The sequence below is a fragment of the Brumicola pallidula DSM 14239 = ACAM 615 genome, from assembly GCF_000428905.1.
GTDB lineage: Bacteria > Pseudomonadota > Gammaproteobacteria > Enterobacterales > Alteromonadaceae > Glaciecola > Glaciecola pallidula.
On record NZ_AUAV01000005.1, the window covers coordinates 181,215 to 206,673 of the forward strand.

Here is a 25,459-nt window from a genome sequence, read left to right on the forward strand (position 1 = left end):
TATAGGTTAGTAGCCATGTTAAAGGCTTCTTTATAAATCTACACTTGGCATGCCAAAACCAAGTTGACGCCATGCTTCGTAACTTACAATCGCGATTGAGTTGGACAGGTTTAGGCTGCGAGCATTAGCTAACATCGGGATCCTTATACGGTTGCCTGGAGCAAAAGCGTTGCGAATATCGTCAGGTAAGCCCGAGGTCTCTGAGCCAAATAATAGAACATCACCGGCTCTATAATTGGGTTCGTCATGCGGAATTGAACCTTTGGTAGTTAACGCAAAAATTCTTCTGTTTCCCATTTCTTGCAAAAACGCATCATAATTTTTATGAATGGTTACGTTGGCAAGGTCACGATAATCTAAGGATGCCCTTCTTAGTTGTTTCTCTTCCATACTGAAGCCCAGCGGCTCGATAAGATGCAAATGGCAACCATTATTCGAACATAATCTGATAGCATTACCGGTGTTTGGCGCAATTTGTGGTTCGAAAAGAGCAATATGAAACATGAATTTATGCTACCTACCGTTATCGTTAATATGTGAGTGTGGTGACTATTCTTGAGTTTGTTCACGACTTAATAGCGCAACAGCAGCTTCTGTTGCTGACTTGCCTTTATACAATACTTGATATATTTGTTCGCAAATTGGCATTTCTATGCCGTTGGCGTTTGAAAGCAATCTTACTTCTTCGGTGTTACGATAGCCTTCAACTACTTGGCCAATGCTTTGTATTGCTGCATCGACGGACATGCCTTGGCCTAGGGCTAAACCAAAGCGTCGATTTCTAGATTGGTTGTCAGTGCAAGTTAACACTAAATCGCCTAAACCAGCCATGCCCATAAAGGTTTCTTGTTTTGCCCCGATGGCCAAGCCGAGCCTGCTCATTTCAGCCAGCCCGCGTGTGATCAATGCTGTACGTGCATTAGCACCGAAACCTAAGCCATCAGCTAAACCAGCACCGATTGCAATTACATTTTTAACAGCGCCGCCTAATTGAACGCCAATTAAATCATCGTTTTTATAAACACGAAAGCCCTTGGAGCAATGCAGCTTTCGTGAAAATGATCCACAAAGCTCAGCGTTAGTCGAAGACAACGTGATGGCGGTGGGCAGGCCTGCAACCATTTCTTTGGCAAATGTTGGGCCAGAGACGACAGCAAAAGGAATAGTGTCACCGAGTACGTCTAAAGCAACTTCTTGCAATATTCTTCCGGTACCCGGTTCCAGGCCCTTGGTTGCCCAAATTAATCTATGTTGGTCAGTTAGATACGGCCTAATTGCCTGTAAACTTTCTTTGAATGCATGACTAGGAACAACGACAAGCACATCTTTGGCGCTTTGTAATGTTTCTTTTAGATTGGAAGAGACTAAAAGGGCGTCGGGGAAGGTTGCATTTGGCAGATACTTATCATTGCGACGAGTTTTGCGCATTGTAGAAACGTGTTTTTTATCACGTCCCCACAATACGGTTGGATTACCATTTCGAGCCAATACGAACGCTAGTGCGGTGCCGTATGAACCGGCACCAATTACGGCTATGTTTGACTCGAACTTGTTATCCGTTGCTTGTTTCACTAGTTATTATGAATCAAGCTGTTGCGGTGTGTCAGTCGCACCGCCTTGCTCTGCCCGTTTTTGCATGTAAGCCGCAAAAATGGCGTCGAAGTTTACAGGTGCCAAGTTAAGTGGTGGGAAAGTACCACGGTTAACTAAGTTTGAAACAGCTTCACGAGCATATGGAAAAAGCATATTCGGGCAGAATGAACCTAAAGTGTGTGCCTTATTTTGATCCGGCATTTCGCCCAAAGCGAAAATACCAGCTTGCTGAACTTCACATAAAAATGCGGTGTCTTCGCCAAGCATTGCGGTCACAGTTACGGATAAGACAACTTCATATAAATTGGCTTCAATTTCGCTTGTGCGTGTATCGATATCAAGCTTCACTTCTGGCTTCCATTCTTTCTGAAAAATGCCGGGGCTGTTAGGCGTTTCAAACGAAATATCTCTTGTGTAGATGCGTTGAACGCTAAATTGTGCGCCTTGTGGAGCCTGTTCTGGTTCTGCTGCCGTTGGTGTGTTGTTTTCTTCAGCCATGAATTGTTCCTATCGATATTTCTTATCGTTATATTGTTTAAAAATAAAAAAAGGCTATGAGTCCATAACCTTTTAAATTGTATAAGTCAGCTTTCAATGAGCAAATGCCCGCATCTCGCTTAATCGGTGCTGATTAAGCGTTCAGCACGGCGTCAAGTTGACCCGTTGATTCTAATGCGAATAATTCATCGCAACCGCCGACATGTGTTTCGCCAATAAAAATCTGTGGAACAGATGTTTTACCGTTTGCGCGTTCGATCATGACAGGACGTAATTCTGGATTTTTGTCAATTTCATAATCAGTAAACGTAATACCTTTCTGACCTAACAGAGATTTAGCTCGAGTGCAATATGGACAAAAACCTCTGGTAAATAACTCTACTTTTTGCATGTTTAACTATTCTCTTATTTGGAGACGGGAAGGCTGGCTGATTGCCATGCATTCATTCCGCCTTTTAAAACGGTGACTTTTTCAAAGCCTGCTTTTAGCATCTGAGCAGCTGTCTTTTTCGCTGACGCTCCCATCGCGCACACTATGATAATGGGCTTATCTTTTGAGTTTTCAAGCTTAGCAAAGTTTCCGTTTTTCAGTTCTTCGGCTTTTATCTGCCTAGCACCTAATATATGTCCTGCTTTGAATTCGTTTGTTACGCGAGTATCTAGTACAATCGCATCTTCTTTGTTCATTAGCAAAGTTGCTTCATGCGTGGAAAGTTCTTTAATTGGGGACAATGCCGCACCAACATAGGAATAAATGATAAGTGCTACTATCACTACCCAAGAAATCGATAAAATTGAAATCAGTGTCGTACTGGTAGCAAACTCTATTATTTGGCCCATAAAAAACTCTGTCGTCCGGTTACTGTTTGAAGTTGGCAAAGTATATAGAAAAAAAGGATAGAAACCAGCATTTAACCGGTTTCATGTGTAATTCTTTTTAACTTAAATCCCCTAAGTGGTCTTATAAGAATGGTTTTTAAGCAACAAAATTCTCTGTTATTAAAAAAGATTTGTGTAAATAGACATAAAAATAAGCATAAACAGTTTATAACACGGTGTTTTATTGATAACTTGAGCCTTCGGTTTACTCTCTTTTTAATGCATCCAATTTCAAGGTTAATCATGGCACACACTAAAACAACATTAGCTCTTATCATATTAGACGGTTGGGGATATCGAGAAGAAACGACCAACAATGCTATCGCGTTGGCCAATACTCCTGTGTTAGATGACTTATTTGCAAACCGACCAAGTACCTTAATCTCGGGCTCAGGACTCGATGTAGGACTGCCAGATGGTCAAATGGGAAATTCAGAAGTAGGCCACGTCAACCTAGGCGCAGGTCGTGTTGTGTATCAAGATTTTAGCAAAATTACCAAAGCGATTAGCGACGGCAGCTTTAAAAACAATCCGGTTATTGTGGCTACGATAGATAAAGCTGTTGCTGCGGGTAAAGCCGTACATATTATGGGATTATTGTCGTCAGGAGGCGTTCATTCGCATGAAGAACACCTATTTGCTGCTGCAAAATTAGCCGCCGAGAAAGGCGCAAAGAAAATTTATCTACACGGATTCACAGATGGCAGGGACACACCACCAAGAAGTGCTGCGTCGTCAATTAAAGCGGCAGAAAAAGTATTTGCCGAGTTAGGTGTTGGTCAAGTTGCTAGTATAGTCGGACGTTACTTTGCAATGGATCGTGACAATCGCTGGGATCGAGTACAGCAAGCCTATAATTTGATTGTTTCAGCGCAAACCGAGTATGCATACGCTACAGCCTCTGAAGCACTTGCAGCAGCTTATGCGCGTGATGAAAATGATGAATTCATAAAAGCGTCCGCGATAACTGGTTATAAAGGCGTTGAGGACGGTGATGCCATTTTATTTATGAATTTCAGAGCTGACCGTGCACGCGCAATGTCACATGCAATGGTTGATGCTGATTTTAGTGGCTTTGAGCGCAGTAAAGTCATTCATACAGAATTTATGATGCTGACAGAATATGAATCTAATTTGCCTGTTCCGTGCGCATATCCACCAACACCATTGATTAATGTCATGGGCGATTGGTTGGCTAAGAATGAGAAGACTCAACTGCGCATTAGCGAAACTGAAAAATTTGCGCATGTTACTTTTTTCTACAGCGGCGGCAAAGAAGACGAATATCCCGGTGAAAAACGTATTCTGATCCCTTCACCAGACGTAGCAACTTACGATTTGCAGCCAGAGATGAACTCAGAGAAGCTCACTGACGAATTAGTTGCGGCGATAAAATCACGAGAATTCGATGTGATTATTTGTAACTACCCAAATGGGGATATGGTCGGTCACACTGGTAAGTTAGACGCTGCCATTAAAGCGTGTGAAGCGGTTGACCATTGTATTGGTCGCATTGTTAAAGCATTAAAAGAAGTTGGCGCAGAGTGTTTGATTACAGCCGATCACGGTAATGCAGAACAAATGGTCAACCCTGAAACAGGTGTATCACATACAGCGCACACGAGTGGGCCGGTACCATTTATTTACTTCGGCCGCGACGCGACACCAAGAAGCGGTGGTACACTCAGCGATGTGGCACCAACAATGTTGCATTTAATGGGTATGCAACAACCAGCTGAAATGACGGGTAAAACTATTATGACGCTGAAAACCAGCTAAGCTGGTTCTCTAAAGGCAACAGAATGAAGTTGAGCGTAAAAAAAATAGTGTATGACATGGGCAGTTACTTGTTAGCTGCCGGGCTTATTTTGTTTGTTCCACAAGCCTTTGCGCAAGATTCCGATTTAGCCACTATTCAAGAAAAGATAAAACAAACACAAGCACAACTCGATAACAAACTTAAGTCGTCTGAGCGCCTACAGCAAGAACTTAAACTTGCCGAACTTGAGATTGCTAAAACGGCAACACAATTAAATCAAACTGATACATCTTTAAAGACAACACGCAGCGAAAAAGTCGAACTTGAGGGCGAAAAGTCACGGATTTCAAGTGTTATTAAAGATCAACAAAAACAGCTAGCAGGCCAGCTTAAATCGGCTTTTATGGCAGGCAACTATGATTTTGCAAAGATGTTTTTCAATCAAGATGATGCGGGTCGATTTGAGCGAACCCTTACATATTATAATTATCTGAATAAAGCGCGTCAGGAAGAAATTGGTAAATTTAGGGCGCTTGTCCTTGAGCTGGAGCAACTAAATATAAAGCTAGTAGACAAGACTGAACGCTTGGAAGGGCTGTTGGTGACTCAAAAACAACAAAGTAGTCAATTAAGAGAACAACAAACATCGCGTCATCAGAAATTGAAACAATTAGACCGACAGATCAAGTCAGACACTGTCAGGGTTACGCAACTCCAGCAGGAAGAACGTTCGTTAATGAATGCTATTGAACAAGCTGAAATTGATGCCAAAAATAGACTAAAAGATGAAGATACGATGTTAGTTGGGCTAGCGCCATCGAAAGGTAAATTAACGCGCCCGGCCTCAGGACAAATTCAACAACTATTTGGTAAAAGAAGGCAAGGACAAGTTCGCTGGAAAGGCATTGTGGTTAATAGCAGCGAGGGCTCACCGGTGCGAGCTGTGTACGATGGTAAAGTACTTTATGCAGACTGGCTAAAGGGGTTTGGTTTGGTAACCATAGTCGATCACGGCGAGGGATACATGACCGTATATGGACGTAACCAAGCATTATTGAAACAACCAGGAGACTCAGTCTTACAGGGCGAAACGATCGGCTTAGTGGGCAGTAGCGGTGGTCAAATGAGCTCAGGTTTATACTTTGAAATTCGCCACAAAGGCAAAGCACTTAACCCTAAAAGTTGGCTACAATAATAGACTTAAGAGTTTGTTACCGCCCAGCACAATAATGACAATGAGTATGCAGCCAGCAAGAAGATTACTAAGTAGCGTATTTGTATGCGCCTTCATTATTTTTTTTTGATTCATGACATAGAGTAAAAATAACACCGAAATTGGCAACAACAGAGCATTAGAGGCTTGAGCTAAAATAATAATTGCCAAAGGTTTAAATCCGGAGGTTGCTACCAACACACCACACAATAATATGGCGACACAAACCAGTTTAAATTCCTTTGCCTGAAGTTTCGGTTGCCATCCAAATAAACCACAAATCGCATATCCTGCAGCTAATGGGGCCGTTATTGCGCTGGTTAAACCGGCAGAAAATAAACCAAGAGCAAAAAACAGGTTTGCGTAATCACCTAAAATAGGCTCTAGTTGTGTGGCAATATTACCTGGGGAAAGTACGTTATCAGTTAAGTAAAAAGCGTTGGCAGCGCACGACATAATAGCAAACGTAACGATACCTCCCAGTCCAATGGATGCAAATAGCTGTCGCTTGTGTGCCGGCAAATGAGAGCGGATCTCAGATTCAGAAAGGCTTGCCTCAAGCGACTGTTTTGCACTCAAGCCGGCGTGAAGAAATAAATTATAAGGGACAATCGTGGTGCCAATAATAGCAAGTAATAATGCTGTGTCGGACAATCCTACTGCGGATAAACCACTCATTAATGCTGTTGTGTTGATACCTGCAATTAGCATAATAGTAACAAATACAACGCTCATTAAAGCGACTAGCCCAATGAGTACTTTTTCAAGCAAATGATAGCGATTACTAATCAGTACAGCAAAAGCAACAGTACCTAAAATCAAAACCCACCAGCTTATGCTACCGGGTAATACAGTCGCTAAGCCAAGCGCTGCACCCGTTAAATTACCACCTTCATATGCTGCGTTACCTAAACCAATAGCAGCACAAACAAGAATAATACAAAACCACTTGATAAGATTGTTTTGACTAATATCAACGATGGCTTCGGACAAGCCTTTGCCGGTTACTAAGCCAAGCCGAGAGGCCATTTCTTGCAAAACGTAAGTAGCAAGAATTGAAAAGCAAAGCGCCCAGACAAGCCCGTATCCGAGGTTTGCACCGGCCATGGAAGCGGTTGTTACTGTGCCTGGACCAATGAATGCTGCAGCAATGATAAGGCCTGTTTTTCCAGATTTCATGCGTAACCTTCCCCAAAACATGTTTTTATAGTTGTTATTCGTTTAGAATTCGCTTTATCATCTATTGCATTGTTCGAATTCGCAAATTTAAGTCCTTTAATTAATCATGAATTTACTGTTAATTTATCAAAACTCAGATATAGCCAATATCTTGCATTCACGATATTACGTTGAAGGCATGATATTTGGTGCGGGCGTTTCACCAGAAATACCGATGCCAGATGTCTGGTTGCCGTGGGCCATCAAACATCATGGTCAGATGCAAAACAATCAACAAGCTGATGTGATTACAGATGCGTTGTTTGACTACTTCAAGTATTGCCTGCAGCAGATGAAAGACAATGCTCAATGTATACCAAGTTACGGTGTTTTCGCCGATGATAGCGATAAATGGGGCAAAAGCTCTCCGCTGTCGCAATGGTTGCAAGGCCTGCTTACTGCCCATTCAACTATGGAGTCCGTGTGGCAAAATGCGTGGCAATCAATGCAAGATAAAAATCCAAAGAATGCGCCGGTATTGGCTAAAAAGCTGAAACACAGTTTAGGCATGTTTAGCACATTTGCAGATGTTGAACTCGCCATCGAACAAGCAAAAAAGCGGGGCCAAACGGATTTTGATAACAAACTATCATTAATAGTGCAGTCATTGCCGGACGCCTTTAACACTTATGTTTTAATTTCCGGGGTGCTTGCGAGTTACTTACCCAATCAGTTTGAGAATTTTGTGCAAAAACCAATTTAGCTTGTTACTTGAAAGTAGCTAGGCGTTCGGCGCTGCCTTTATATAATATTAAGGTCCTGAGAACAACAATACGAACTATTATTAGTTGCGTTAAAATAGTAACTTTGCAGTTAACTTCGTCTATTAGCTTTAAAAAAGCTTTAAAAAGGCTTTAAAATTGCTAAGAGCACAATAGCAAGTAAGGCTAACACTGGAAGCTCATTGATCATTCTATAGAAACGCGGACTTTTGGTGTTTTTATCTGCTGCAAACATCTTAACTAAATAATATAAGTAAACGTGATATGCGTAAAAAAGCGCAACTATCGTTAGTTTTGCGTGCAACCAAACCGATGCCTTGAACCACTCAAGGCCATATTGATACATGATCAATATTCCTAATATAAGCGTTAACAGGGCAAATGGGGTTACAAAAAACCAAAGACGACGTTCCATTATTTTGAATTGGTCTTTAGTTTCCTGATGCTGATTTTCTGCATGATATACAAATAATCTAGGTAAATAGAAAATACCAGCCATCCAAGCAATCATAAAAAATACATGGAAAGCTTTTAACCACAAAATACTCATCGCTGCTACCCTTTGATCTTAATGTTGTTGTCTAAATAAATAACTATGTAACATATTCCAAGTAATAATACCTATTAGCTTAGGTTTACCATGTTCAATTACATGTGCATCAAAATAAAGCTCCTCATAAATATAAACCGCTCCTTGTCGCTTTTTATGCAATGTTTCGTAAACCTCAGCCATAGTGGATTGATCACTCAAGCCTTCCATCGTCTCAATAGTCAGTGGCAAAACACCCTCCTGCAAACTGACGTCCATTGACACTATTTGATATTCCCTACCGATTTCAAATATACGTTCTTGCACCACTAAGTGACTAGGGTTTGATTGCAAATGTTTATACAGGGCTTGTTTGGGAGCATCAATAAAGTGTTTGAATTGTGTTTGCATAATAGCCATAACGCCGGTTTCTTGCAATGCGTCACGAATCGATGATGTTGTGTAAGGCAAGTTCTGAAACTCGAGTTGTTGAATAAAAATTGAACGATTATTGCACAATTGCTTGCTAGTCACATAGGCGCTCACAATCACAATAATTGCTGGCAGTATGACGTGGGAACTTGCGGATAACTCCATGACGGCAGACAATGCAGCCATTGGAGCATGTAAGACCGCAGCTAACATGCCAGCTAAGCCGAGCAAAGCAAATGTTGATGTCATTTCGGTTTGATCGCTTATACTGTAAATCGGTTGTAATAATATAACGCCAGCCAACATACCAATAATCATGACTGCACCAATGATTCCGCCGGGTACACCTAAACCAATGGCTAACACGGCAAGAATGAATTTCAATGCAAATAGCAACAATAGAAAACTGAGTTGTGGGTTGTTAGCGAATAATGCTTCTATGGCAACGAATTCAGCACCCAATGCTTCTGGCATAAAGTAGCCAACGATACCCGTAATTGCCCCAGCAAGTAGCAAGCGAGTAATCATATTGACATGGCGAAATACACTGATTACCAGCATGAGTTGCTTGTTAAATAATGCCGCCAAAAAACCCAATGCAATACCAAATAAGACGAGGTAGGGCAGCAAAACATTGTCTATTACATGAAAGTTCAGAAATGTCAGTTCATTTTCATTACCAAATACGATACGAGTTAATACCGAACCGCACGCGGCTGCGAGCATGATGGGAATAAAAACATGCACTCGGTATTGACGCAATACGACTTCCATTACAAAAATGACGGCGGCAAAAGGCGTATTAAATACCGCCGAGACACCGGCTGCTATGCCACAACCCGTTAAAATTCGTAAACTATTATAGGGTAACCTAAACCATTGGCCTAGGAAGTGACTGGCTGCTGCAGCCAAATGTACGGTAGGACCCTCTTTTCCAACCACAAAACCACCCGCTAAGGAAAATATGCCACCAAAAAACTGATTGATTGAAGTGCGAAATGGAATGTGTCCATAACATGTTTTAATGCGATGTATAACAAAAGGGATACCCATTCTGTAGTGCTTAAAACCAGTAAGCTTCGCAACGATAATGACGCAAATAATTGCCGAAATCGGCAGGAAGAGTAGGTATTCACTCTCAACTCCAGCGTACTGGGCGATACCACCAAGAAGTAGCTTTTGAATAAATTCAAACGTTAATCTAAATATAATAATGACTGTTGCCGCACACGCGCCTGCAATTATGCCTAGTAAGCATAATTGAATTGATGTCCGTGGATGCGAGACTTCTCGTCTCAGCGAGTGCAGAAACATATTGAGTTTGGGTTTATACTAGTTTGGATTAAGACTATCATAACGTTTTGAGCACTCGCTTGTCATCTGTGATTCGGTTCTCGGTGCTCATATATTGGTTATTTATCAATAACAATACCCTGGATCATGGAGAATTCATTGAAATTAAACGAACTGCGCAGCCAACTTGGTTTCGTTGGATACTATTTAGCGATGGTTTTTGTGCTTGCTTGCCTATTTTATGCTGGGCATGAGTTTGCGGATAAAAAGAATTATCTTTTGTCTGCCAAAATTGACGTCATGCAAAGTAGTATTAATAATCTCAGCTCGGAAAATCAAAGTCTTAATTCTGAATTGAATGTAAAAAAAGTAGAGCTTGAGGTGGCCAGTATTGCTAATGAGCAAGCACAATTGTCGTATAAGGAATTTATGCGCAAAGATGCCGAACTTCGCGAACAAATAAGTTTTTATCAAAAAGTCATGGCGCCTGAATTAACCCAAGACGGTTTTGTGGTTGAAAGTGTTGAGATTGTATCAACGGTAAGCGCTAACAATTACGCTATATCGGTGATGATGTTGCAGCGAGAAAATATTAAGGCGATTATCAAAGGCACATTGAATGTAACGCTACAGGGAAGTCAAAATACCGTTCCGATTAAATATGATTTGAAAGAACTACTAGACGATAAAACCGAAGAGATGGCTTTTTCGTTTAAATATTTTCAAGTTATAGAATTGAGAATTACTTTGCCTAAAGATTTTATTCCTGAACAAATTGAAATCAAAACAGATATCTACAAGTACAAAAGAAAACGGGGTTCTTACGCTCGCACTATCGAGTGGGATGAGGCGTTTAGTGAATCTGATTGAATACTTGATTAAATTACTCAGGTATTAGATAATATAGCGAGATTATTTATGATCCACAAACGTTTTTACTAGGGGAATATTATGTCCGAAGAAATGGCATTGCCAATTGAGTTTTCTGAAGCTGCGGCAAAAAAAGTGAAAACGTTAATTGTTGAGGAAGAGAATCCTAAATTAAAACTCCGAGTTTATGTAACTGGTGGCGGTTGTTCAGGTTTTCAGTATGGCTTTACGTTTGACGAAAAAATCAACGAAGGCGATATGACAATTGAAAAAGAAAGTGTGACCTTGGTTATTGACCCAATGAGTCTACAATATCTTGTTGGCGGCATCGTTGATTACACTGAAGGTTTGGAAGGTTCAAGATTTTTCGTGAACAATCCAAACGCGTCAACCACATGTGGTTGCGGCGCAAGCTTTAGTATGTAGTTGAATAACAAAGCTAAACAAGCCTGGACTCAACTGGGAACAAATAAACTTGTTAACCTTAATAGTTTCAGCTTGTTTTGCCCGCCTGATTGGGGATTCTGCGTGCAATGTAAGAGCGTTTTGCATTTTCAAACTTGGTTTTTTTATCAATCATCTAGTCAGAACAAACAAGTACAAGCAACAGACCTTCGCACCATTTAGTAATTAGAAAAATGTACTTCCGCTCTAATAGCTATCCCAAAAGACGTCCTAAAACTTTCTTCGCGCAACCAAATCACATATGGCTCAACTTCTAAATATAGCCAACTTCGTAATACATTTTTTTTGTATCTCATGCTCATAAGCACCTGTTCCTCGCGATATGATGGTTTATTCGAACCATCAACCATGGCACTAAATAAATAACTGGTTTTGTCATCCTGCAAGAATAGATATTGGATCTCGTGCCGCCAGAAAAGGTCTTCTGTCTTATCGCGGTAGCGAAATGTATTGTCGAGTTCAATCGCTGTATTTTTAGATAATGTATGGATTAAAGATATTCTAGTTTCAACGCCTAATTGGTCTTCGGTATAGTAATTGGCCTCGGCAGAATAGTTAATTCTGTTACGTTCATTTACGTCAAATTTGTCACTGTATCTTGCTCGAGTATAAATTTGAGAACCACGCCCTAGGCCAATACGATAGGCCACTTTAGAGTCCGGTTTATTTTTAAATTGGAGGGCAACTGTAGCCTGGTCATCACTACCTAATTGTTGATTACGAGCTGCTTTGACAGCCTGTTGATTCGCATCTTCTTCATCATCTGAGAGTAATAGTTCTAACCTGTCTTGCAATGCTGGGAGTTTTACGCGGATTTTAAAACGAAAATCAAATTGGTTTAAATCACCGCTACGAGGCTCCCATCCAAAACGTAACTTACCCGATGCTTGAGCTTGCTTAGATTTTAGTGCGTTGTCAGTCACAAACCATCTATTGACTTCTACTATCGAGTTTTCGACGCCATAGTTGAAGTGACAATACCAATCGTCAAGCCAAGGTTGGCCATCGCAATAATTGAACTCTGAGCTCTTTAACTCAGGTTTTTTTGCAGTAGAGCCGTCGGTATTTGTTGTTGGACTTAGTGTTTCAACTTCCGCTTGTTCTTGTATAAACGTTTCTGGGAAAAGGATTTCTGCTTTTTTTGCTTCAACAGCAAATGAAAAATTAGCATTGAAGAAGCTGAAAATTAGTAAGCACAAAAAAAGCCTTACCCTACGGTAACGCTGATTGTTGAGTGCTATTGAAGAATTAATCACGTCATTTGACCACGCATAAAATAGTAAACAAATGTGTGCAAATTCTTGCTATAAAACGTAAGTACATAAACAAGTTAATGAAAGCCCGTGATATTTGTAAAAAGCAACGTATAATGCATCTAATTAGCCCGTTTTGCATCCTAGTTCTAAATGCTCATATTGATGCATCTTTGATTTATAGAAGGTAGCAAAACAACAAAATTTTAACAATGGAGATTTACTAATGGGTCCTAGTGTTTGGAGTATTATTGTCATACTGCTGATAGTGGTTTTACTATTTGGCACAAAGAAGTTACGCAATGTTGGTGGTGATTTAGGTTCAGCACTTAAAGGTTTTAAGAAGGCGTTGAGTGACGACGATGACGATACCGATAAAAAAGAGGCTGATAAATCTGATGCAGATTTTGAATCCGTTGAACACAAAAGTGATAGCGACAAAACGGTAAAACCAGCCGCAACTAAGACCACTACTAAAGAGTAGACGATGTTCGATATTAGCTTTTGGGAACTCTTCATTATTGGCATAGTCGCCTTGCTTATTCTCGGTCCTGAGCGTTTGCCAGGTGCAATTCGCTCAACAGTGAAAACAATGCGTAGTGTGAAAAACATGGCTTCAGGTTTCAAATCTGAAATTGAAGAGCAGTTACGTATCCATGAACTACACGAAAACCTTAAAAAAGCAGAGACAATGGGACTTGATAAAGTCAGCCCTGAGGTTGCCCAAAGTGTGGAAGAGCTGAAGCAAGCTGCACTATCCGTTCAAGAACCCTATAAGAAAAAGAAAGATGACGAGCCAAAGTAGTCTCATAAGTCACCTCGTTGAGTTGCGAACTCGCGTATTAAAAGCACTCTCCTCGGTGCTGGTTATTTTCATGCTTTTAGCCTATTGGGCTCAAGATTTGTACGGTATTTTAGCCGCCCCACTTGTTGCCACTATTCCTGAAGGCGCTTCAATGATTGCAACGAGTGTCGCGTCGCCATTTTTTGCACCGTTTAAATTAACTATGGTGCTGTCCTTCTTTATAGCTATTCCTTATGTTTTGTATCAAATATGGGGCTTTATCGCACCTGGCTTGTATCGAAATGAAAAAAAGTTAGTCGCACCTCTATTACTGTCCAGTACCTTATTATTTTATAGTGGAATTGCCTTTGCTTATTTTGTCGTGTTTCCACTCGCGTTTAGTTTTTTCAGTGCGGTGGCCCCGGATGACGTGCTTATTAGCCCTGACATTTCTGAATATCTTAGCTTTGTACTAAAAATATTTTTCGCATTTGGCGTTGCTTTTGAAATCCCGGTTGCGATTATTCTGATGTGTTGGACCGGAATGACAACCCCAGAGCAATTGCGCAAGAAACGCTCTCATGTCATTGTCGCCGCATTTGTGGTTGGTATGTTGTTAACCCCACCCGACGTTATTTCGCAAGTATTGTTGGCAATACCAATGTGGTTTTTGTTTGAGGTGGGGGTCGTTGTCGGCAGTTGGTACACCAAAGATGCAAATCAAAAAGAAGACATTGATGCTGACGATACTGAATACGAAGACTCCAGTGGCCAACAAAAACACGATAATCAAGAAAATGAGACTAAATCCTAATGATGATTACCTTTATTGATGCATTTTACTTATCTAAATGTGACGGTAGGCGCAGCGTTAGAGTGAAGAGAGCGATGTAATGCATTGGTTTGACATTGGCGTCAATTTACTGGATCGACGCTTTTGTGCAGCCGACGTCATTGCAAGGGCTGCAGGGCAGTCAGTGGGTCAGCTTTGCGTCATCAGTTCAAACCTTGAAGAAACGCTTGCTGCTCAAGCATTTGTGCAAAATCATAATGACAGTGTCGGCTTTCAACAACTGGTCTATACGGCAGGCGTTCATCCTCATCATGCAGATGGCTTTTCTGCCGACGTCGTTATTCAATTAAATCAACTAGCGTCCGATAACAACATGGTTGCAATTGGTGAATGTGGATTGGATTTCAATCGTAACTTTTCAACACAAGAAAATCAGTTGAGCGCCTTTGAAGCTCAGTTGGTTTGTGCTGCCCAGTGCAACAAAACGATTTATTTGCATGAACGTGATGCTTTTGAGCCGCAAATTCGCTTATTGAAAGAATATTTACCCAGTATCCCAAACGCAATTGTGCATTGTTTTACAGGGTCGACTAGGCAAATGGAGGCCTACTTGGAGCTTGGTTGCTATATTGGTATCACTGGGTGGGTTTGTGATGACAAGAGAGGCATTGATTTGCAGCAAGCAGTAAAATATTTGCCTCTCGATAGGTTGTTGCTTGAAACAGATGCTCCTTATTTGTTCCCAAAAAATGTGAAACCAAGAGCAAAAAATAATGAGCCTTGTTTTTTACCACATGTCGCTAATAAGGTTGCCGCTTTAAAAGGCATAGATGTCGAGCTACTTTCAGAGGTATCGCTTGAAAATACATATAAAGCATTTGGTCTAGCTGTTATTTGATGAGCAACGTAGAGCGAGAGCTATCCTACAATTCCTATTGGCTTGCTGTTTTAGTAGTCGGATTCACTGCGCTCATGCTTTATATGGTCACTTCATTAGGGCGAGATATCGAAAAGCACGCTTTAGAACAACCAATCTATCATTTTGCAGATGTGTTAAATGAACAAACAATTGATACTATCGATCAGATTGAAAGTGGCGCCTGGGTTAAAAACGACAAACAGAACTTTGGATTAACGAATGCTTCACAGTGGCTGAAGGTTGACTTCCCACATACACAAAACAGCCAAGTTTTGGAAGTTGACTATGCAATGATAGATAGCATTCAGATTTGGTTTCGACATAAAAATGACAACAGCGATTATAATCCCGACAGTGGCAGTGATTACCGTACTGTTGAGTATTACAATCTAGGAGATAGCCTTAAGTTCTCAGAGCGACCTATTATTCATGATAAATTTTTAATCCCATTACCGGATGCACTAGAGGGTATTCAGTTGCTGCTAAGGTTGCAATCTACTGGTCCGGTAAAAGCACCTCTAAAGCTTTGGTACAAGCAAGACTATATCGTTTACACCGCATCACATCGTCTTTTTATGGGATTATTCTTTGGCTATATGCTGGCCATGGGGCTTATTAATCTATTTTTGTTTATAACAACCCGCAATGTCACGTTTATTACCTACGCTGGTTATGTTTTCTCCTTCGCCTTACTGATTGGCGCTATCCATGGCCTTGGTTACCGCTTCATTTGGCCACAAAGCCCTTGGTTTGAAGAACGAGCGGCCGCGATTTTTGCTTTTATGATGATGAGCTTTGTGCTTGTATTCTCATCGCAAATTTTAGAGTTGAGAACGCAAAGCCCAAAATACTACTTGGTATTTAAGGGCTTTTTCATTATCTATGCCCTGGGAACTGTTTGCTCGCTTTTTGTTGCTTATGCGATCATGATTAGGTTACTACTGCTGTTGCTGCTATTTTCTATTCCTGTGATATTGCTTGTTAGCTTAAGTTTAGCGTTGAAAGGCAGTGAGATTGCTAAATTTTTTAGTACCGCTTGGCTTGCGCTCCTTTTTTCTGGACTCACTGCAGCTGCTGATAATTTTCATTGGATCAGTTTACCCATCGATTCCAGTTATTTATTAATGGTCGGAGCAACCACTGAAACACTGCTGTTGGCTCTTGCTGTTGCAACTAGCTATAGCGTGCAGCGCCGCGAAGCAAGAAAAGCCCATAGCGAAGCTGCAGAGAACGAAGTGCATGCCATGCAGGCGCAAGACGACGTGCTCGCATTGCAACAACAAGCACAAATTAGTCTTGAAGAACAAGTAGTGTCGCGAACCCAAGAATTTGAAGAGGCCTTAGTTGGCTTGTCCAAAGTACATGACGAATTACAAGGAATGAGTGAAACAGATACGCTGACAGGCTTAACTAACCGGCGTTTTTTTGAAAAACATATTCTTGCTGAAGCAGCCAGAAGCAGACGGGAAAAGCAACCACTTGCGGTCGCCTTACTCGATATTGATAATTTCAAAAACGTTAACGACAGTTACGGTCATCAATGCGGAGATGATTGCCTGGTAGCCTTTGCTAATACGCTTAAGAAAATCATAAAGCGCCCCGGTGATTCATTGTCGCGCTACGGGGGAGAAGAGTTCGTAATTTTACTTCCTGATACCACTATTGATGGTGCTAAAAAGATACTTGAAAAATTTAGGCTAGCAGTACAGGGTTTAGTCGTCGAAACCCAAGGACAGCGTATTAAATTTACGGTTAGTGCTGGGGTAACATCGAGTGTGATTGGCGCAGATAATGAGTGTGACAAGATGTTGGCACTTGCTGATAAACTCTTGTACCAGGCCAAGGAAGCGGGTCGAAATTGTATAAAGTCGGGTAGCTTCTAATGAACAATAAAAGCAACAACGTAATTAATGAAGTCAGCCTAAACGGTGCAACAGCATCAAATCGCAATGGTTTGTGGGTTGCCGTGCTTATTATGTTACTTGGCGTTGTCCTATTTAGTTTGGTCTCCAATTCGTCAGTGCACAGTGAAGTTCCGCTGATAAATAAAAAAGCTAAATTACATATTGCACCAACTGCCACTGATAATATTCAGAAAATCATGTATTTGGCTGATTCTGAATGGCAATCCATCAAGCATAGTAACTTTGGGATATCGCCAAAACCACATTGGTTTAAGGTTCAAATACCAAGTAATACTGCTAAAGACCAGCGTTTAATCGAAGTATCCTTCGCAAATTTGGATTTTGTAGATGTTTGGTTTGTTGATCAAACTCATGAACAACCTGTGATCCTAAGTCAATTTAAAAGCGGGGACGATTTTGCTTTTATGCAACGAGAAATAGCCCACGATCAATTCATCTTTGCTATTCCCGATAGTGCCTCGACGCTGTCACTTTACCTGCGTGTTGAAACTCAAGGGCTTATAAACGTTCCTATAAAACTGTGGGCAGAAGAGGAATATATTCAATTTATCGCCTCGCATAGGGTCTTTATTGGTATTTTTTATGGTTTTATGGCTGCAATGGCACTGATTAATTTATTCTTGTTTGTTACATCCCGAAATATAAGCACCTTGTTGTACGCCGGTTATGTGATTTGTTTAGCCGTTACCTTAGCAAGCAGCCAAGGAATAGCGTACCGGTTCTTATGGCCTCAAAGTACTCTTTTTCAGCAGTATGCAACCCTGTTCTTTGCGTCTTCAATGGTGTTTTTCTCGAGTTCTTTTACAGCTAGGTTACTCGATATTAAAAATGATTTTCACCTCTTGTACCAGTTCTATAAAGCCATTCGTGTTGTGATCGTTGTCTATATTGTTTGTATATTTATGCTGCCTTTCAGCGTCGTGGTTTCAATCTTAGCACCCATGCTCTTAATAATAATGTTTGTCATATTTTCGTCGACTATTTATATTGCGTTTAAAGGAAACTCAATTGCTAAATATTTGTTAGCTGCTTGGTGTTCCTTGTCGTTCAGTGGTTTATTTGTATTGGTAGACAGCGTCGGTTGGATAAGTTTGAAACTCGAACCGAGTTACCTAATGATGGTCGGATCTGCCATAGCAACCCTTTTCATGGCGCTGGGACTAGCAATGCGATTTAACGCGCAACGTATTGCTGCCAAGCAAGCATATATAAAAGCTGGAGAAAACAAACACAAAGCGATGCAAGCAAAGAAAGAACTAATGCGTCTGCAGATAGAAACAAAAGACCGTCTTGAATATGCGGTAGGCGAGAGAACTTATGAGCTAGAAATTGCTATTAGAGAGCTTAATGAAGCAAATCATGAGCTAGAACGTAAAACCGCTATCGACGCTCTGACCGGTGTTGCGAATAGAAGACTATATGACAAAAAAGTGTTAGCTGAAGCTCGCAGAAGCCGCCGAGAAAAGACTCCTCTTGCTATTGCGATGATAGATATTGACGATTTTAAATCTGTGAATGATACCTATGGTCATCAATGCGGTGATGAGGCATTGAAGCATTTTACTGGTATTCTTAAGGAATGTATTAAGCGTCCTTCTGATACAATTTGTCGTTATGGCGGCGAAGAGTTTGTGGTTATTTTACCAAATACAGATTTGGAAGGTGCCGCAGTGTTGATGGAACGTGTTCGTGCAATGACCGAAGCTAGCCAGCTTAATTGCGAAGGAGAGGTGATTAAGTTTACCGTCAGTATTGGCGTTGCTACGCGAGTTATTTCGGCAGATTCTGAATCTGAATTGCTCAACGCATTTGCCGACAAGTTACTATACAAAGCCAAAGAGGCCGGACGAAATCAAGTTATGTCTGCCGTGTTTTAAAATATTGATAAAGGAATAATATGTCACAATTTCCACTTAGCCGTCCCCGTAGACTGCGTTATACATCCTCAATCAGACGATTAGTAAGTGAATCAGTCCTTACCGTTAATGATCTTATTTATCCGATGTTTGTGATCGAGGGTATTAATCAGCTTGAGTCAATTGAATCGATGCCTGACGTGTTTCGATTTAGCATAGACAAGCTAATTGACGAAGTACAGGAGGTGATTGATTTAGGTGTGCACGTATTTGCCTTATTCCCGGTGACGCCAGCTGATAAGAAAACCCTGTGTGCAAGTGAAGCATTTAATCCGGAGGGCTTAGCTCAACGTGCGGTAAAAGCATTAAAACAAAAATTTCCAGACATATCGGTGATCACCGACGTCGCACTCGACCCTTTCACTGTGCACGGCCAAGATGGTTTGATTGATGAAAATGGTTACGTGATGAACGATGAAACGACGGATGTGTTAGTAAAGCAAGCGTTATCTCATGCTGAAGCCGGTGCCGATATTGTTGCTCCTTCAGACATGATGGATGGGCGTATTTGGGCGATACGTGAAGCGCTCGAATTAGAAGGCTTTAAAAATACGAGTATCATGGCGTACTCGGCTAAATATGCCTCTAGCTATTATGGTCCATTTAGAGATGCAGTGGGTTCGGCAGGTAATATTAAAGGGGGTAACAAGAAAAACTATCAAATGGATCCGGCGAATTCAGATGAGGCCTTAAGAGAAATTGAACTGGATATTAATGAAGGGGCTGACATGGTCATGGTAAAACCTGGAATGCCATACTTAGACATCGTTCAACGGTGCAAAGAGGAGTTTGGTGTGCCCACCTTTGCGTATCAAGTCAGCGGCGAATATGCCATGCATCAAGCTGCATTTGCGAATGGTTGGTTGAATAAAGACGCGGTTATCATGGAGTCATTATTGGCTTTCAAGAGAGCTGGGGCGGATGGAATACTAACTTATTTTGCAAAAGAAGCGGCTAGGCTTCTACGGGCTAAGTAAACGAATCTGGGTTTTAGGAGGCAGTTAAAACTGCCTCAAACTAAATCTGAACTTGAATGTTATCAATAATCCGCGTTTTTCCTAAAAAACCAGCACCGAGAATAACCAGTTCTTTGTCTTCATGACTTGGTTGCAATAAACTACTGGCAGAACGAATATCGATATAATCAGGCTTAAAACCTATACTTGCCAAGCGTTCTCTATTTTCCTGAAGCAAGATCGAAAAGTCTCTGCGACCCCCTTTTATTTCAACGGCAATGTTTGCGATCAATTTATACAAGCCCGGTGCAATTTCACGTTGTTTTTTATCCAAGTAATTATTTCTCGAACTCATCGCTAAGCCGTCATCTTCGCGCTCTGTGGTGACCCCATGTATGGTCAAATTCATAGATAAATCAGTCACCATGGCCTTAATCACTTGCAACTGCTGAAAGTCTTTTTCTCCAAAAAAAGCCATATTTGGCTGCACCATATTAAATAATTTACACACGATAGTAGCAACGCCTCGGAAATGGCCAGGACGACTTGCACCGCAAATCATATAAGATAGGCCGGGTACCTCAACAAAAGTTTGCTGTTCTAAACCCCTGCTGTATATATCACTGACTTTAGGCATAAACAAAACATCAACGCCCAATTCAGCTAACGATACTTTATCTTGTTCCATTGTTCTTGGATAGGCATCCAGATCTTCGTCAGGTCCAAATTGCAATGGGTTAACGAAAATTGAAACGACCACTCGACTTGCGTACTTCTTGGCTTCTTTAACCAGTTTTAAATGCCCATTATGTAAGTTGCCCATTGTCGGCACAAATGCAATCACCTGCTTCTGTGATTGCCATTCGCGGCGAGTTTCTCTTAGTGTTTGTATGTCACAGACTATTTGCATATAACTTACTCGAAAGAATGTTCAGGAGCAGGAAAACGTGTCGCTTTAACGTCGTCTATATAGGCGGTTACGGCTGAGCGCATGTCAGTGTTTTCGACTAAATAGTTTTTACTAAATTTAGGCATATAATTGGCGCTAATACCAAACATGTCATGCATCACCAAAATTTGTCCATCGGTACTGACTCCGGCTCCGATCCCTATTACTGGAATTTTTAAGGTTTCACAGATGAGTTTAGCAACTGAACTTGGAATACATTCTAAAACCAGTAATTGAATACCTGCGGTTTCAAGTTTAATCGCAGCGGCTACCATTTTTTGGGCTTGTTCATTTTCCCTTCCTTGCACTTTAAAGCCACCAAAAACATGCACCGATTGAGGCGTTAAACCTAAATGTCCGCAGACAGGGATCCCGCGTTCAACCAGTCCGGTGACTGTCTGTGCGAGCCACTCACCACCTTCAACCTTGACCATACTTGCGCCACTTGCCATTACCTTTGCCGCGTTGTTATAAGCTTGTTCTGGCGTTGCGTAACTCATAAATGGCATATCCGCTACAACAAAGGCTCGGTTGACTCCGTTACGGACGCAAGCAGTATGATAGGTAATATCATCGACGCTAACAGACAATGTGTCGTCGTGACCTTTCAGTACCATGCCTAGTGAGTCACCAATGAGAATGACATCGATTAATTGCTCATCAAACATTTTTGCAAAGCTGGCATCATATGCCGTAAGCGCTGCTATTTTTTCGCCTTTTTGCTTTAATTGCATTAGCGTTGATGTGGTCACTTTTTTCATCTGCTTATCTCTATTAATTACGTCGCACTAGCGTTTATTTTGATACTAAACGTTTTTGTATCAAGACGATACAGCCCCTCTAAATTGCATTTGGCAACCCAGGTAGCGACAGGATGCCCATCCTGCATGATTAAATCGGGCGAAAGTTCAAATAATGGCACTAACACAAACTCTCTTTCGTGCATGCCATAGTGAGGTAGCGTGAGGTCTTTAGTTTTTAAGGACATATCATTATAGAGCAATATATCTAAATCTAATGTACGAGGACCCCAGCGATCACCTTGACGCTGACGACCTTGTTGATTTTCAATGTTTTGTAGTGTTGCCAATAACTCTTGCGGTTGCAGGGATGTCTTAATTTTACAAACAGCATTCACGTAGTTAGGTTGATCTTGAGGTCCCATTGGTGAACTGGAGTAAAAATGCGAACTAGCAAGCAAAACCATTTGGCTGTGCATGCCTATCGTTTCCAATGCTTTTTCAAGCTGTTTTACAGGAGCGCCAAGATTACTTCCTAGGCCAATATAAGCAATATCCGACAACATGATTAATTAGCTTTCCGTTTTTTATTGAACTTTCTTTTTTTGGGAGCGCCAGATTCTTTACGCAAATCAGCAATCATATCTTTGCGTTGCTCGGGCGTCACTTCTTGAAACTCTGTCCACCATTCTCCTAATTCAAGCAAATCACCACCTTCAATTTCGCCTCTAATCAGTAAAAAATCATAAGCAGCTCTAAACTTCGGGTGACTTAATGTTTGATATGCGCGACGTCCGAATCGTTTAGGCAAGCGTAACTGCAGTTGCCATATTTCGCGCACCGGCATACTAAAGCGTTTAGGGATCATGATACGCTGAGTTTGCTTATGTAAAACCTCGCCGACAGCAATATTAAATGCATCATGATATGCAACGCCAGACTCACTCATTATTAACTGGGTGCGTTCTTCGACAGGATACCAAAGAAACGCCGCGTACAGAAAGGCTGGAGTGACACGCTGTTCATTGTTAATGCGGTCATCGGTGTTTTTAAGCACTTTTTCAACGAGTTTTATTTCTCTACACGTATCATCAATGAGTAAAGGAGCAAGTTGTGGGAATAACTGTGCAAATAGCCCATATTCGTGCAGCAAATGGAAAGTGCGAAGTCCGCAACCACCCACTAACAACTTAAGTACTTCTTCAAACAATCTCGCGGCAGGGATGTTGGCAAGTAAATGCGCTAGTTCTTTAATCTGGTCACCGACTTCGACAGGGATCGACATACCTAGTTTCGAACTAAAGCGAATAGCGCGGATCATGCGCACTGGATCTTCGCGAAAACGCGTTGCAGGATCCCCAATGAGTTCTATTTTCTTTTCTTTGATGGATGTCATTCCATCAGCAAAATCAATGATGCTTTGATCTTTTGCACTAAAATACATCGCATTAAAAGTAAAATCACGGCGTTCGGCATCCTCTTCAATACTGCCAAATACGTTATCACGCAACAATTGACCTTGTTGGTCTTGTTTTGCCAGCACATCATCAACTTGGTTGCCGCGGCGTCCTTTTACTTGGACCTTATTATCTTCTTCGTTTGCATTCACATCTTCATGGTGTCCGCGAAATGTGGCTACTTCGATAATATCTCTGCCAAAAACGATGTGCGCTAAACGAAAGCGTCGACCTATCAATCGGCAGTTGCGAAAGCAGTCTTTTATTTGTTCAGGAGTTGCATTGGTCGCAATATCGAAATCTTTGGGCGCTTTGCCCATCAATTTGTCGCGAATACAGCCGCCTACTAAATAAGCTTCATATCCTTTCGTGTTTAGTCGTCGAAGCACTGAGAGCGCGTTGTCACTAATGTCAGAAAACGTTACTGGGTGCTGTCCTTTCGGGATAACTACCGGGTTAATCACTGATTTTTTTGTTGCTGGGGTGCTTGGCATGCCACCTTGACCTATTATTAACAACGCTATTAAGCGTCGTCTTTGTTATTATTGTAGTGTATGTCGTACTCATACTGTTTTGAAACCGTCTTAGATTCTATTTAACCGCGATCTATAACCGCGATCTATAACCTCAATCTATAATCGCACTTTATATCGCAATGTAAATTAAGTGGATGAATTATACTGTATTTATGGCAGAAATCAGAATTTCTCTTCGCTTTGCTAATAAACTAGGCGACCAATGCGCTAAAGCCCAATGAATAAGCTCCTCGACCGTCATTTTTTCTGACAATGAGTTGCTTGACATGCCAATGACCGTCAACGCATCCACTAGGTTTTTCGACGCTCGTCTGTTTTCAATTGCCGTAGCGTGATTTTGTTTACTTAACTTTTTACCATCTTCGCTACAAATAGTAGGCAAATGCAGGTATTTTGGACAATTTTCACCTAATACGTAATATAGGTGGCGCTGTTGTAAGGTAGTATCAATAAGATCAGCACCGCGAACTACATGGGTGATGTTTTGTTTAATGTCATCAACGACTACGGCGAGGTTGTAAGCAAATAGACCATCTTTTCGTTGTATGCATAAGTCTTCGTTACAGAATAATGGATCAACCAAGACTTCGCCTAAGTTAAGGTCTTGAAAGCGACAGTCATGACACGTGTTAATAATTCTAATGGCGTTATTTTTAAACGGCAAATGCAAATCCCGGCAAGTACCTGTGTAATATTTTGCTTTTGACTTGATCGCTTGTCGAGAACACGAGCAGGCATAAATCAGTTGTTTTTTATGTAATATGTCTACGGCGTTTTGATAAGCGTCTTGTCTATTTGTTTGGTAAATAATGTTACCGTCCCAGTACATTCCATGTGCAATGATTTGAGATAATATTATTTGGTCGGCACCTGCTTTGACTCGCGTAGTATCAACATCTTCAATTCTGACTAACCATTGACCCTTTGCTTGGCGAGCATGCAGAAAGCTTATTAACGCGCACACTAATGAACCAAAGTGAAGTGGTCCGCTAGGGGATGGAGCAAATCGACCAACATAGGAGTGCATTACAAAAACCTGATCATTAAAAAATAATAAGTGGTTTAATATGCAATAAAAAACCGTGTAGCATACGCTAACACGGTTTTAACCAATTCGATAGAAATGTCCGCAGGATTAACCCTGTAGTTGTTTTTCTTTGATCTCAGCCATTGTTTTGCAATCTATACACATGTCTGCAGTTGGACGCGCTTCTAACCGGCGAATACCAATTTCAATACCACAAGTATCGCAAAAACCAAAATCGTCTTCTTCGATGCGCTTCAACGTTTTTTCGATTTTCTTGATTAACTTTCTTTCGCGATCTCGCGCTCTCAATTCCAAACTAAATTCTTCTTCCTGCGCCGCTCTGTCAACCGGATCTGGAAAGTTAGCCGCTTCTTCTTTCATATGGTGAACGGTACGATCGACTTCTAGACGAAGTTGGTTACGCCATGCTTTTAGAATCAACCTGAAGTGATTCATTTGAGCATCGTTCATATATTCTTCGTCGGACTTTTCTTGGTATGGCGTAACGTCAGCTAAACCAAGTAATCCTATTGCTTTTCCTGTTGGCATTTGCCATTTCTCCTAAACGTCGACACTTTGCATCCCTCTGCCTGATGTTAACTGGCAAATAACATCATACAATAATGTCGTTTCTTGTTTATTTAATGCATTATTTCGCAGTAAATACAATAATTCTGCAAATCACTTTTTACTTTAAGGACGTCAATATGGTGATTTTTACACAAAAATCAAT

Annotated in this window: 27 protein-coding genes; 12 read left to right on the forward strand and 15 right to left on the reverse strand. The window is 41.1% G+C overall.

The window, feature by feature from the left end; genetic code table 11:
• Nucleotides 1-30: 30 nt before the first annotated feature.
• From G399_RS0100815 to G399_RS0100835, 5 genes are all read right to left on the reverse strand, one after another.
• Complete coding sequence (locus G399_RS0100815; RefSeq protein WP_006011197.1) at nt 31-504, reverse strand: tRNA (cytidine(34)-2'-O)-methyltransferase; 474 nt, start codon at nt 502-504, stop codon at nt 31-33.
• Nucleotides 505-549: 45 nt separating this feature from the next.
• Complete coding sequence (gpsA, locus tag G399_RS0100820; RefSeq protein WP_006011199.1) at nt 550-1,572, reverse strand: NAD(P)H-dependent glycerol-3-phosphate dehydrogenase; 1,023 nt, start codon at nt 1,570-1,572, stop codon at nt 550-552.
• A gap of 6 nt (nt 1,573-1,578) precedes the next feature.
• Nucleotides 1,579-2,091: a protein-export chaperone SecB gene (gene secB / locus G399_RS0100825; protein ID WP_006011200.1), complete on the reverse strand. Its 513-nt coding sequence runs from the start codon at nt 2,089-2,091 to the stop codon at nt 1,579-1,581.
• A 133-nt stretch (nt 2,092-2,224) separates the two neighbouring features.
• Nucleotides 2,225-2,482, reverse strand: coding sequence for a glutaredoxin 3 (gene grxC / locus G399_RS0100830; protein WP_006011202.1), 258 nt, complete (start codon nt 2,480-2,482; stop codon nt 2,225-2,227).
• Between the two features lie 14 nt (nt 2,483-2,496).
• The gene (locus G399_RS0100835; protein WP_026843330.1) at nt 2,497-2,931 is read right to left on the reverse strand and encodes a rhodanese-like domain-containing protein; all 435 of its coding nucleotides are present in this window, start codon (nt 2,929-2,931) and stop codon (nt 2,497-2,499) included.
• A 282-nt stretch (nt 2,932-3,213) separates the two neighbouring features.
• Between G399_RS0100835 and gpmI the strand changes: the two genes are divergently transcribed.
• The gene (gene gpmI, locus G399_RS0100840; RefSeq protein ID WP_006013487.1) at nt 3,214-4,749 is read left to right on the forward strand and encodes a 2,3-bisphosphoglycerate-independent phosphoglycerate mutase; all 1,536 of its coding nucleotides are present in this window, start codon (nt 3,214-3,216) and stop codon (nt 4,747-4,749) included.
• A 23-nt stretch (nt 4,750-4,772) separates the two neighbouring features.
• Nucleotides 4,773-5,924 carry a murein hydrolase activator EnvC family protein gene (locus G399_RS0100845; protein ID WP_006013490.1) on the forward strand — a complete coding sequence of 384 codons (1,152 nt, stop codon included), beginning with the start codon at nt 4,773-4,775 and terminating at the stop codon, nt 5,922-5,924.
• On the opposite strand, the gene G399_RS0100850 is transcribed toward G399_RS0100845, so the two are convergent.
• Nucleotides 5,916-7,121, reverse strand: coding sequence for an Nramp family divalent metal transporter (locus G399_RS0100850; RefSeq protein WP_006013491.1), 1,206 nt, complete (start codon nt 7,119-7,121; stop codon nt 5,916-5,918). The genes G399_RS0100845 and G399_RS0100850 overlap by 9 nt on opposite strands.
• 106 nt (nt 7,122-7,227) lie before the next feature.
• On the opposite strand from G399_RS0100850, the gene G399_RS0100855 reads away from it, so the two are divergent.
• On the forward strand, nt 7,228-7,863 hold the full coding sequence (locus G399_RS0100855) for a UPF0149 family protein (protein ID WP_006013493.1): 636 nt from the start codon (nt 7,228-7,230) through the stop codon (nt 7,861-7,863).
• 140 nt (nt 7,864-8,003) lie between these two features.
• Here the strand turns inward: G399_RS0100855 and G399_RS0100860 are convergent, their stop codons facing one another.
• Nucleotides 8,004-8,432, reverse strand: a complete 429-nt coding sequence (locus G399_RS0100860; RefSeq protein WP_006013495.1) for a CopD family protein — start codon at nt 8,430-8,432, stop codon at nt 8,004-8,006.
• An 18-nt stretch (nt 8,433-8,450) separates the two neighbouring features.
• Nucleotides 8,451-10,157: a chloride channel protein gene (locus tag G399_RS0100865; protein ID WP_006013496.1), complete on the reverse strand. Its 1,707-nt coding sequence runs from the start codon at nt 10,155-10,157 to the stop codon at nt 8,451-8,453.
• Between the two features lie 138 nt (nt 10,158-10,295).
• Here G399_RS0100865 and G399_RS0100870 point away from each other — a divergent pair, with 138 nt between their 5' ends.
• Entirely contained in the window at nt 10,296-11,006 is a 711-nt protein-coding gene (locus tag G399_RS0100870; RefSeq protein WP_006013498.1) for a DUF6776 family protein, read from the forward strand.
• 81 nt (nt 11,007-11,087) lie between these two features.
• On the forward strand, nt 11,088-11,432 hold the full coding sequence (gene erpA / locus G399_RS0100875; RefSeq protein ID WP_006013500.1) for an iron-sulfur cluster insertion protein ErpA: 345 nt from the start codon (nt 11,088-11,090) through the stop codon (nt 11,430-11,432).
• A gap of 197 nt (nt 11,433-11,629) precedes the next feature.
• On the opposite strand, the gene G399_RS0100885 is transcribed toward erpA, so the two are convergent.
• Complete coding sequence (locus tag G399_RS0100885; RefSeq protein WP_006013503.1) at nt 11,630-12,670, reverse strand: hypothetical protein; 1,041 nt, start codon at nt 12,668-12,670, stop codon at nt 11,630-11,632.
• Between the two features lie 280 nt (nt 12,671-12,950).
• Between G399_RS0100885 and tatA the strand changes: the two genes are divergently transcribed.
• The 7 genes from tatA to hemB all read left to right on the forward strand — a co-directional run bounded on the left by tatA (nt 12,951) and on the right by hemB (nt 20,038).
• Nucleotides 12,951-13,208, forward strand: a complete 258-nt coding sequence (gene tatA / locus G399_RS19915; protein ID WP_006013507.1) for a twin-arginine translocase TatA/TatE family subunit — start codon at nt 12,951-12,953, stop codon at nt 13,206-13,208.
• A gap of 3 nt (nt 13,209-13,211) precedes the next feature.
• Nucleotides 13,212-13,529, forward strand: a complete 318-nt coding sequence (gene tatB, locus G399_RS0100895) for a Sec-independent protein translocase protein TatB (protein WP_006013509.1) — start codon at nt 13,212-13,214, stop codon at nt 13,527-13,529.
• Nucleotides 13,513-14,322: a twin-arginine translocase subunit TatC gene (gene tatC, locus G399_RS0100900; RefSeq protein ID WP_006013511.1), complete on the forward strand. Its 810-nt coding sequence runs from the start codon at nt 13,513-13,515 to the stop codon at nt 14,320-14,322. The genes tatB and tatC overlap by 17 nt, the downstream gene beginning before the upstream one ends.
• Before the next feature lie 79 nt (nt 14,323-14,401).
• Nucleotides 14,402-15,199 (forward strand): TatD family hydrolase, encoded by a 798-nt coding sequence (locus tag G399_RS0100905; protein ID WP_006013513.1) that lies wholly within the window; start codon nt 14,402-14,404, stop codon nt 15,197-15,199.
• A complete protein-coding gene (locus G399_RS0100910; protein WP_006013515.1) occupies nt 15,199-17,103 on the forward strand; it encodes a sensor domain-containing diguanylate cyclase in 1,905 nt (634 codons plus the stop codon). Before G399_RS0100905 ends, G399_RS0100910 begins: the two co-directional genes overlap by 1 nt.
• Nucleotides 17,103-19,022, forward strand: coding sequence for a sensor domain-containing diguanylate cyclase (locus G399_RS0100915; protein ID WP_006013516.1), 1,920 nt, complete (start codon nt 17,103-17,105; stop codon nt 19,020-19,022). Before G399_RS0100910 ends, G399_RS0100915 begins: the two co-directional genes overlap by 1 nt.
• Before the next feature lie 20 nt (nt 19,023-19,042).
• A complete protein-coding gene (gene hemB / locus G399_RS0100920) occupies nt 19,043-20,038 on the forward strand; it encodes a porphobilinogen synthase (protein WP_006013517.1) in 996 nt (331 codons plus the stop codon).
• 40 nt (nt 20,039-20,078) lie between these two features.
• Here the strand turns inward: hemB and panC are convergent, their stop codons facing one another.
• The 6 genes from panC to dksA all read right to left on the reverse strand — a co-directional run bounded on the left by panC (nt 20,079) and on the right by dksA (nt 25,275).
• Nucleotides 20,079-20,927, reverse strand: coding sequence for a pantoate--beta-alanine ligase (gene panC, locus G399_RS0100925; protein WP_006013518.1), 849 nt, complete (start codon nt 20,925-20,927; stop codon nt 20,079-20,081).
• 5 nt (nt 20,928-20,932) lie between these two features.
• Nucleotides 20,933-21,727 (reverse strand): 3-methyl-2-oxobutanoate hydroxymethyltransferase, encoded by a 795-nt coding sequence (gene panB, locus G399_RS0100930; RefSeq protein WP_026843331.1) that lies wholly within the window; start codon nt 21,725-21,727, stop codon nt 20,933-20,935.
• A gap of 17 nt (nt 21,728-21,744) precedes the next feature.
• The gene (gene folK / locus G399_RS0100935) at nt 21,745-22,272 is read right to left on the reverse strand and encodes a 2-amino-4-hydroxy-6-hydroxymethyldihydropteridine diphosphokinase (protein ID WP_006013522.1); all 528 of its coding nucleotides are present in this window, start codon (nt 22,270-22,272) and stop codon (nt 21,745-21,747) included.
• A gap of 2 nt (nt 22,273-22,274) precedes the next feature.
• Nucleotides 22,275-23,657 carry a polynucleotide adenylyltransferase PcnB gene (pcnB, locus tag G399_RS0100940; RefSeq protein ID WP_006013524.1) on the reverse strand — a complete coding sequence of 461 codons (1,383 nt, stop codon included), beginning with the start codon at nt 23,655-23,657 and terminating at the stop codon, nt 22,275-22,277.
• A 181-nt stretch (nt 23,658-23,838) separates the two neighbouring features.
• Nucleotides 23,839-24,726, reverse strand: a complete 888-nt coding sequence (gene gluQRS, locus G399_RS0100945; RefSeq protein ID WP_006013527.1) for a tRNA glutamyl-Q(34) synthetase GluQRS — start codon at nt 24,724-24,726, stop codon at nt 23,839-23,841.
• A 108-nt stretch (nt 24,727-24,834) separates the two neighbouring features.
• Nucleotides 24,835-25,275, reverse strand: a complete 441-nt coding sequence (dksA, locus tag G399_RS0100950) for an RNA polymerase-binding protein DksA (protein WP_006013530.1) — start codon at nt 25,273-25,275, stop codon at nt 24,835-24,837.
• Nucleotides 25,276-25,459: the final 184 nt, after the last annotated feature.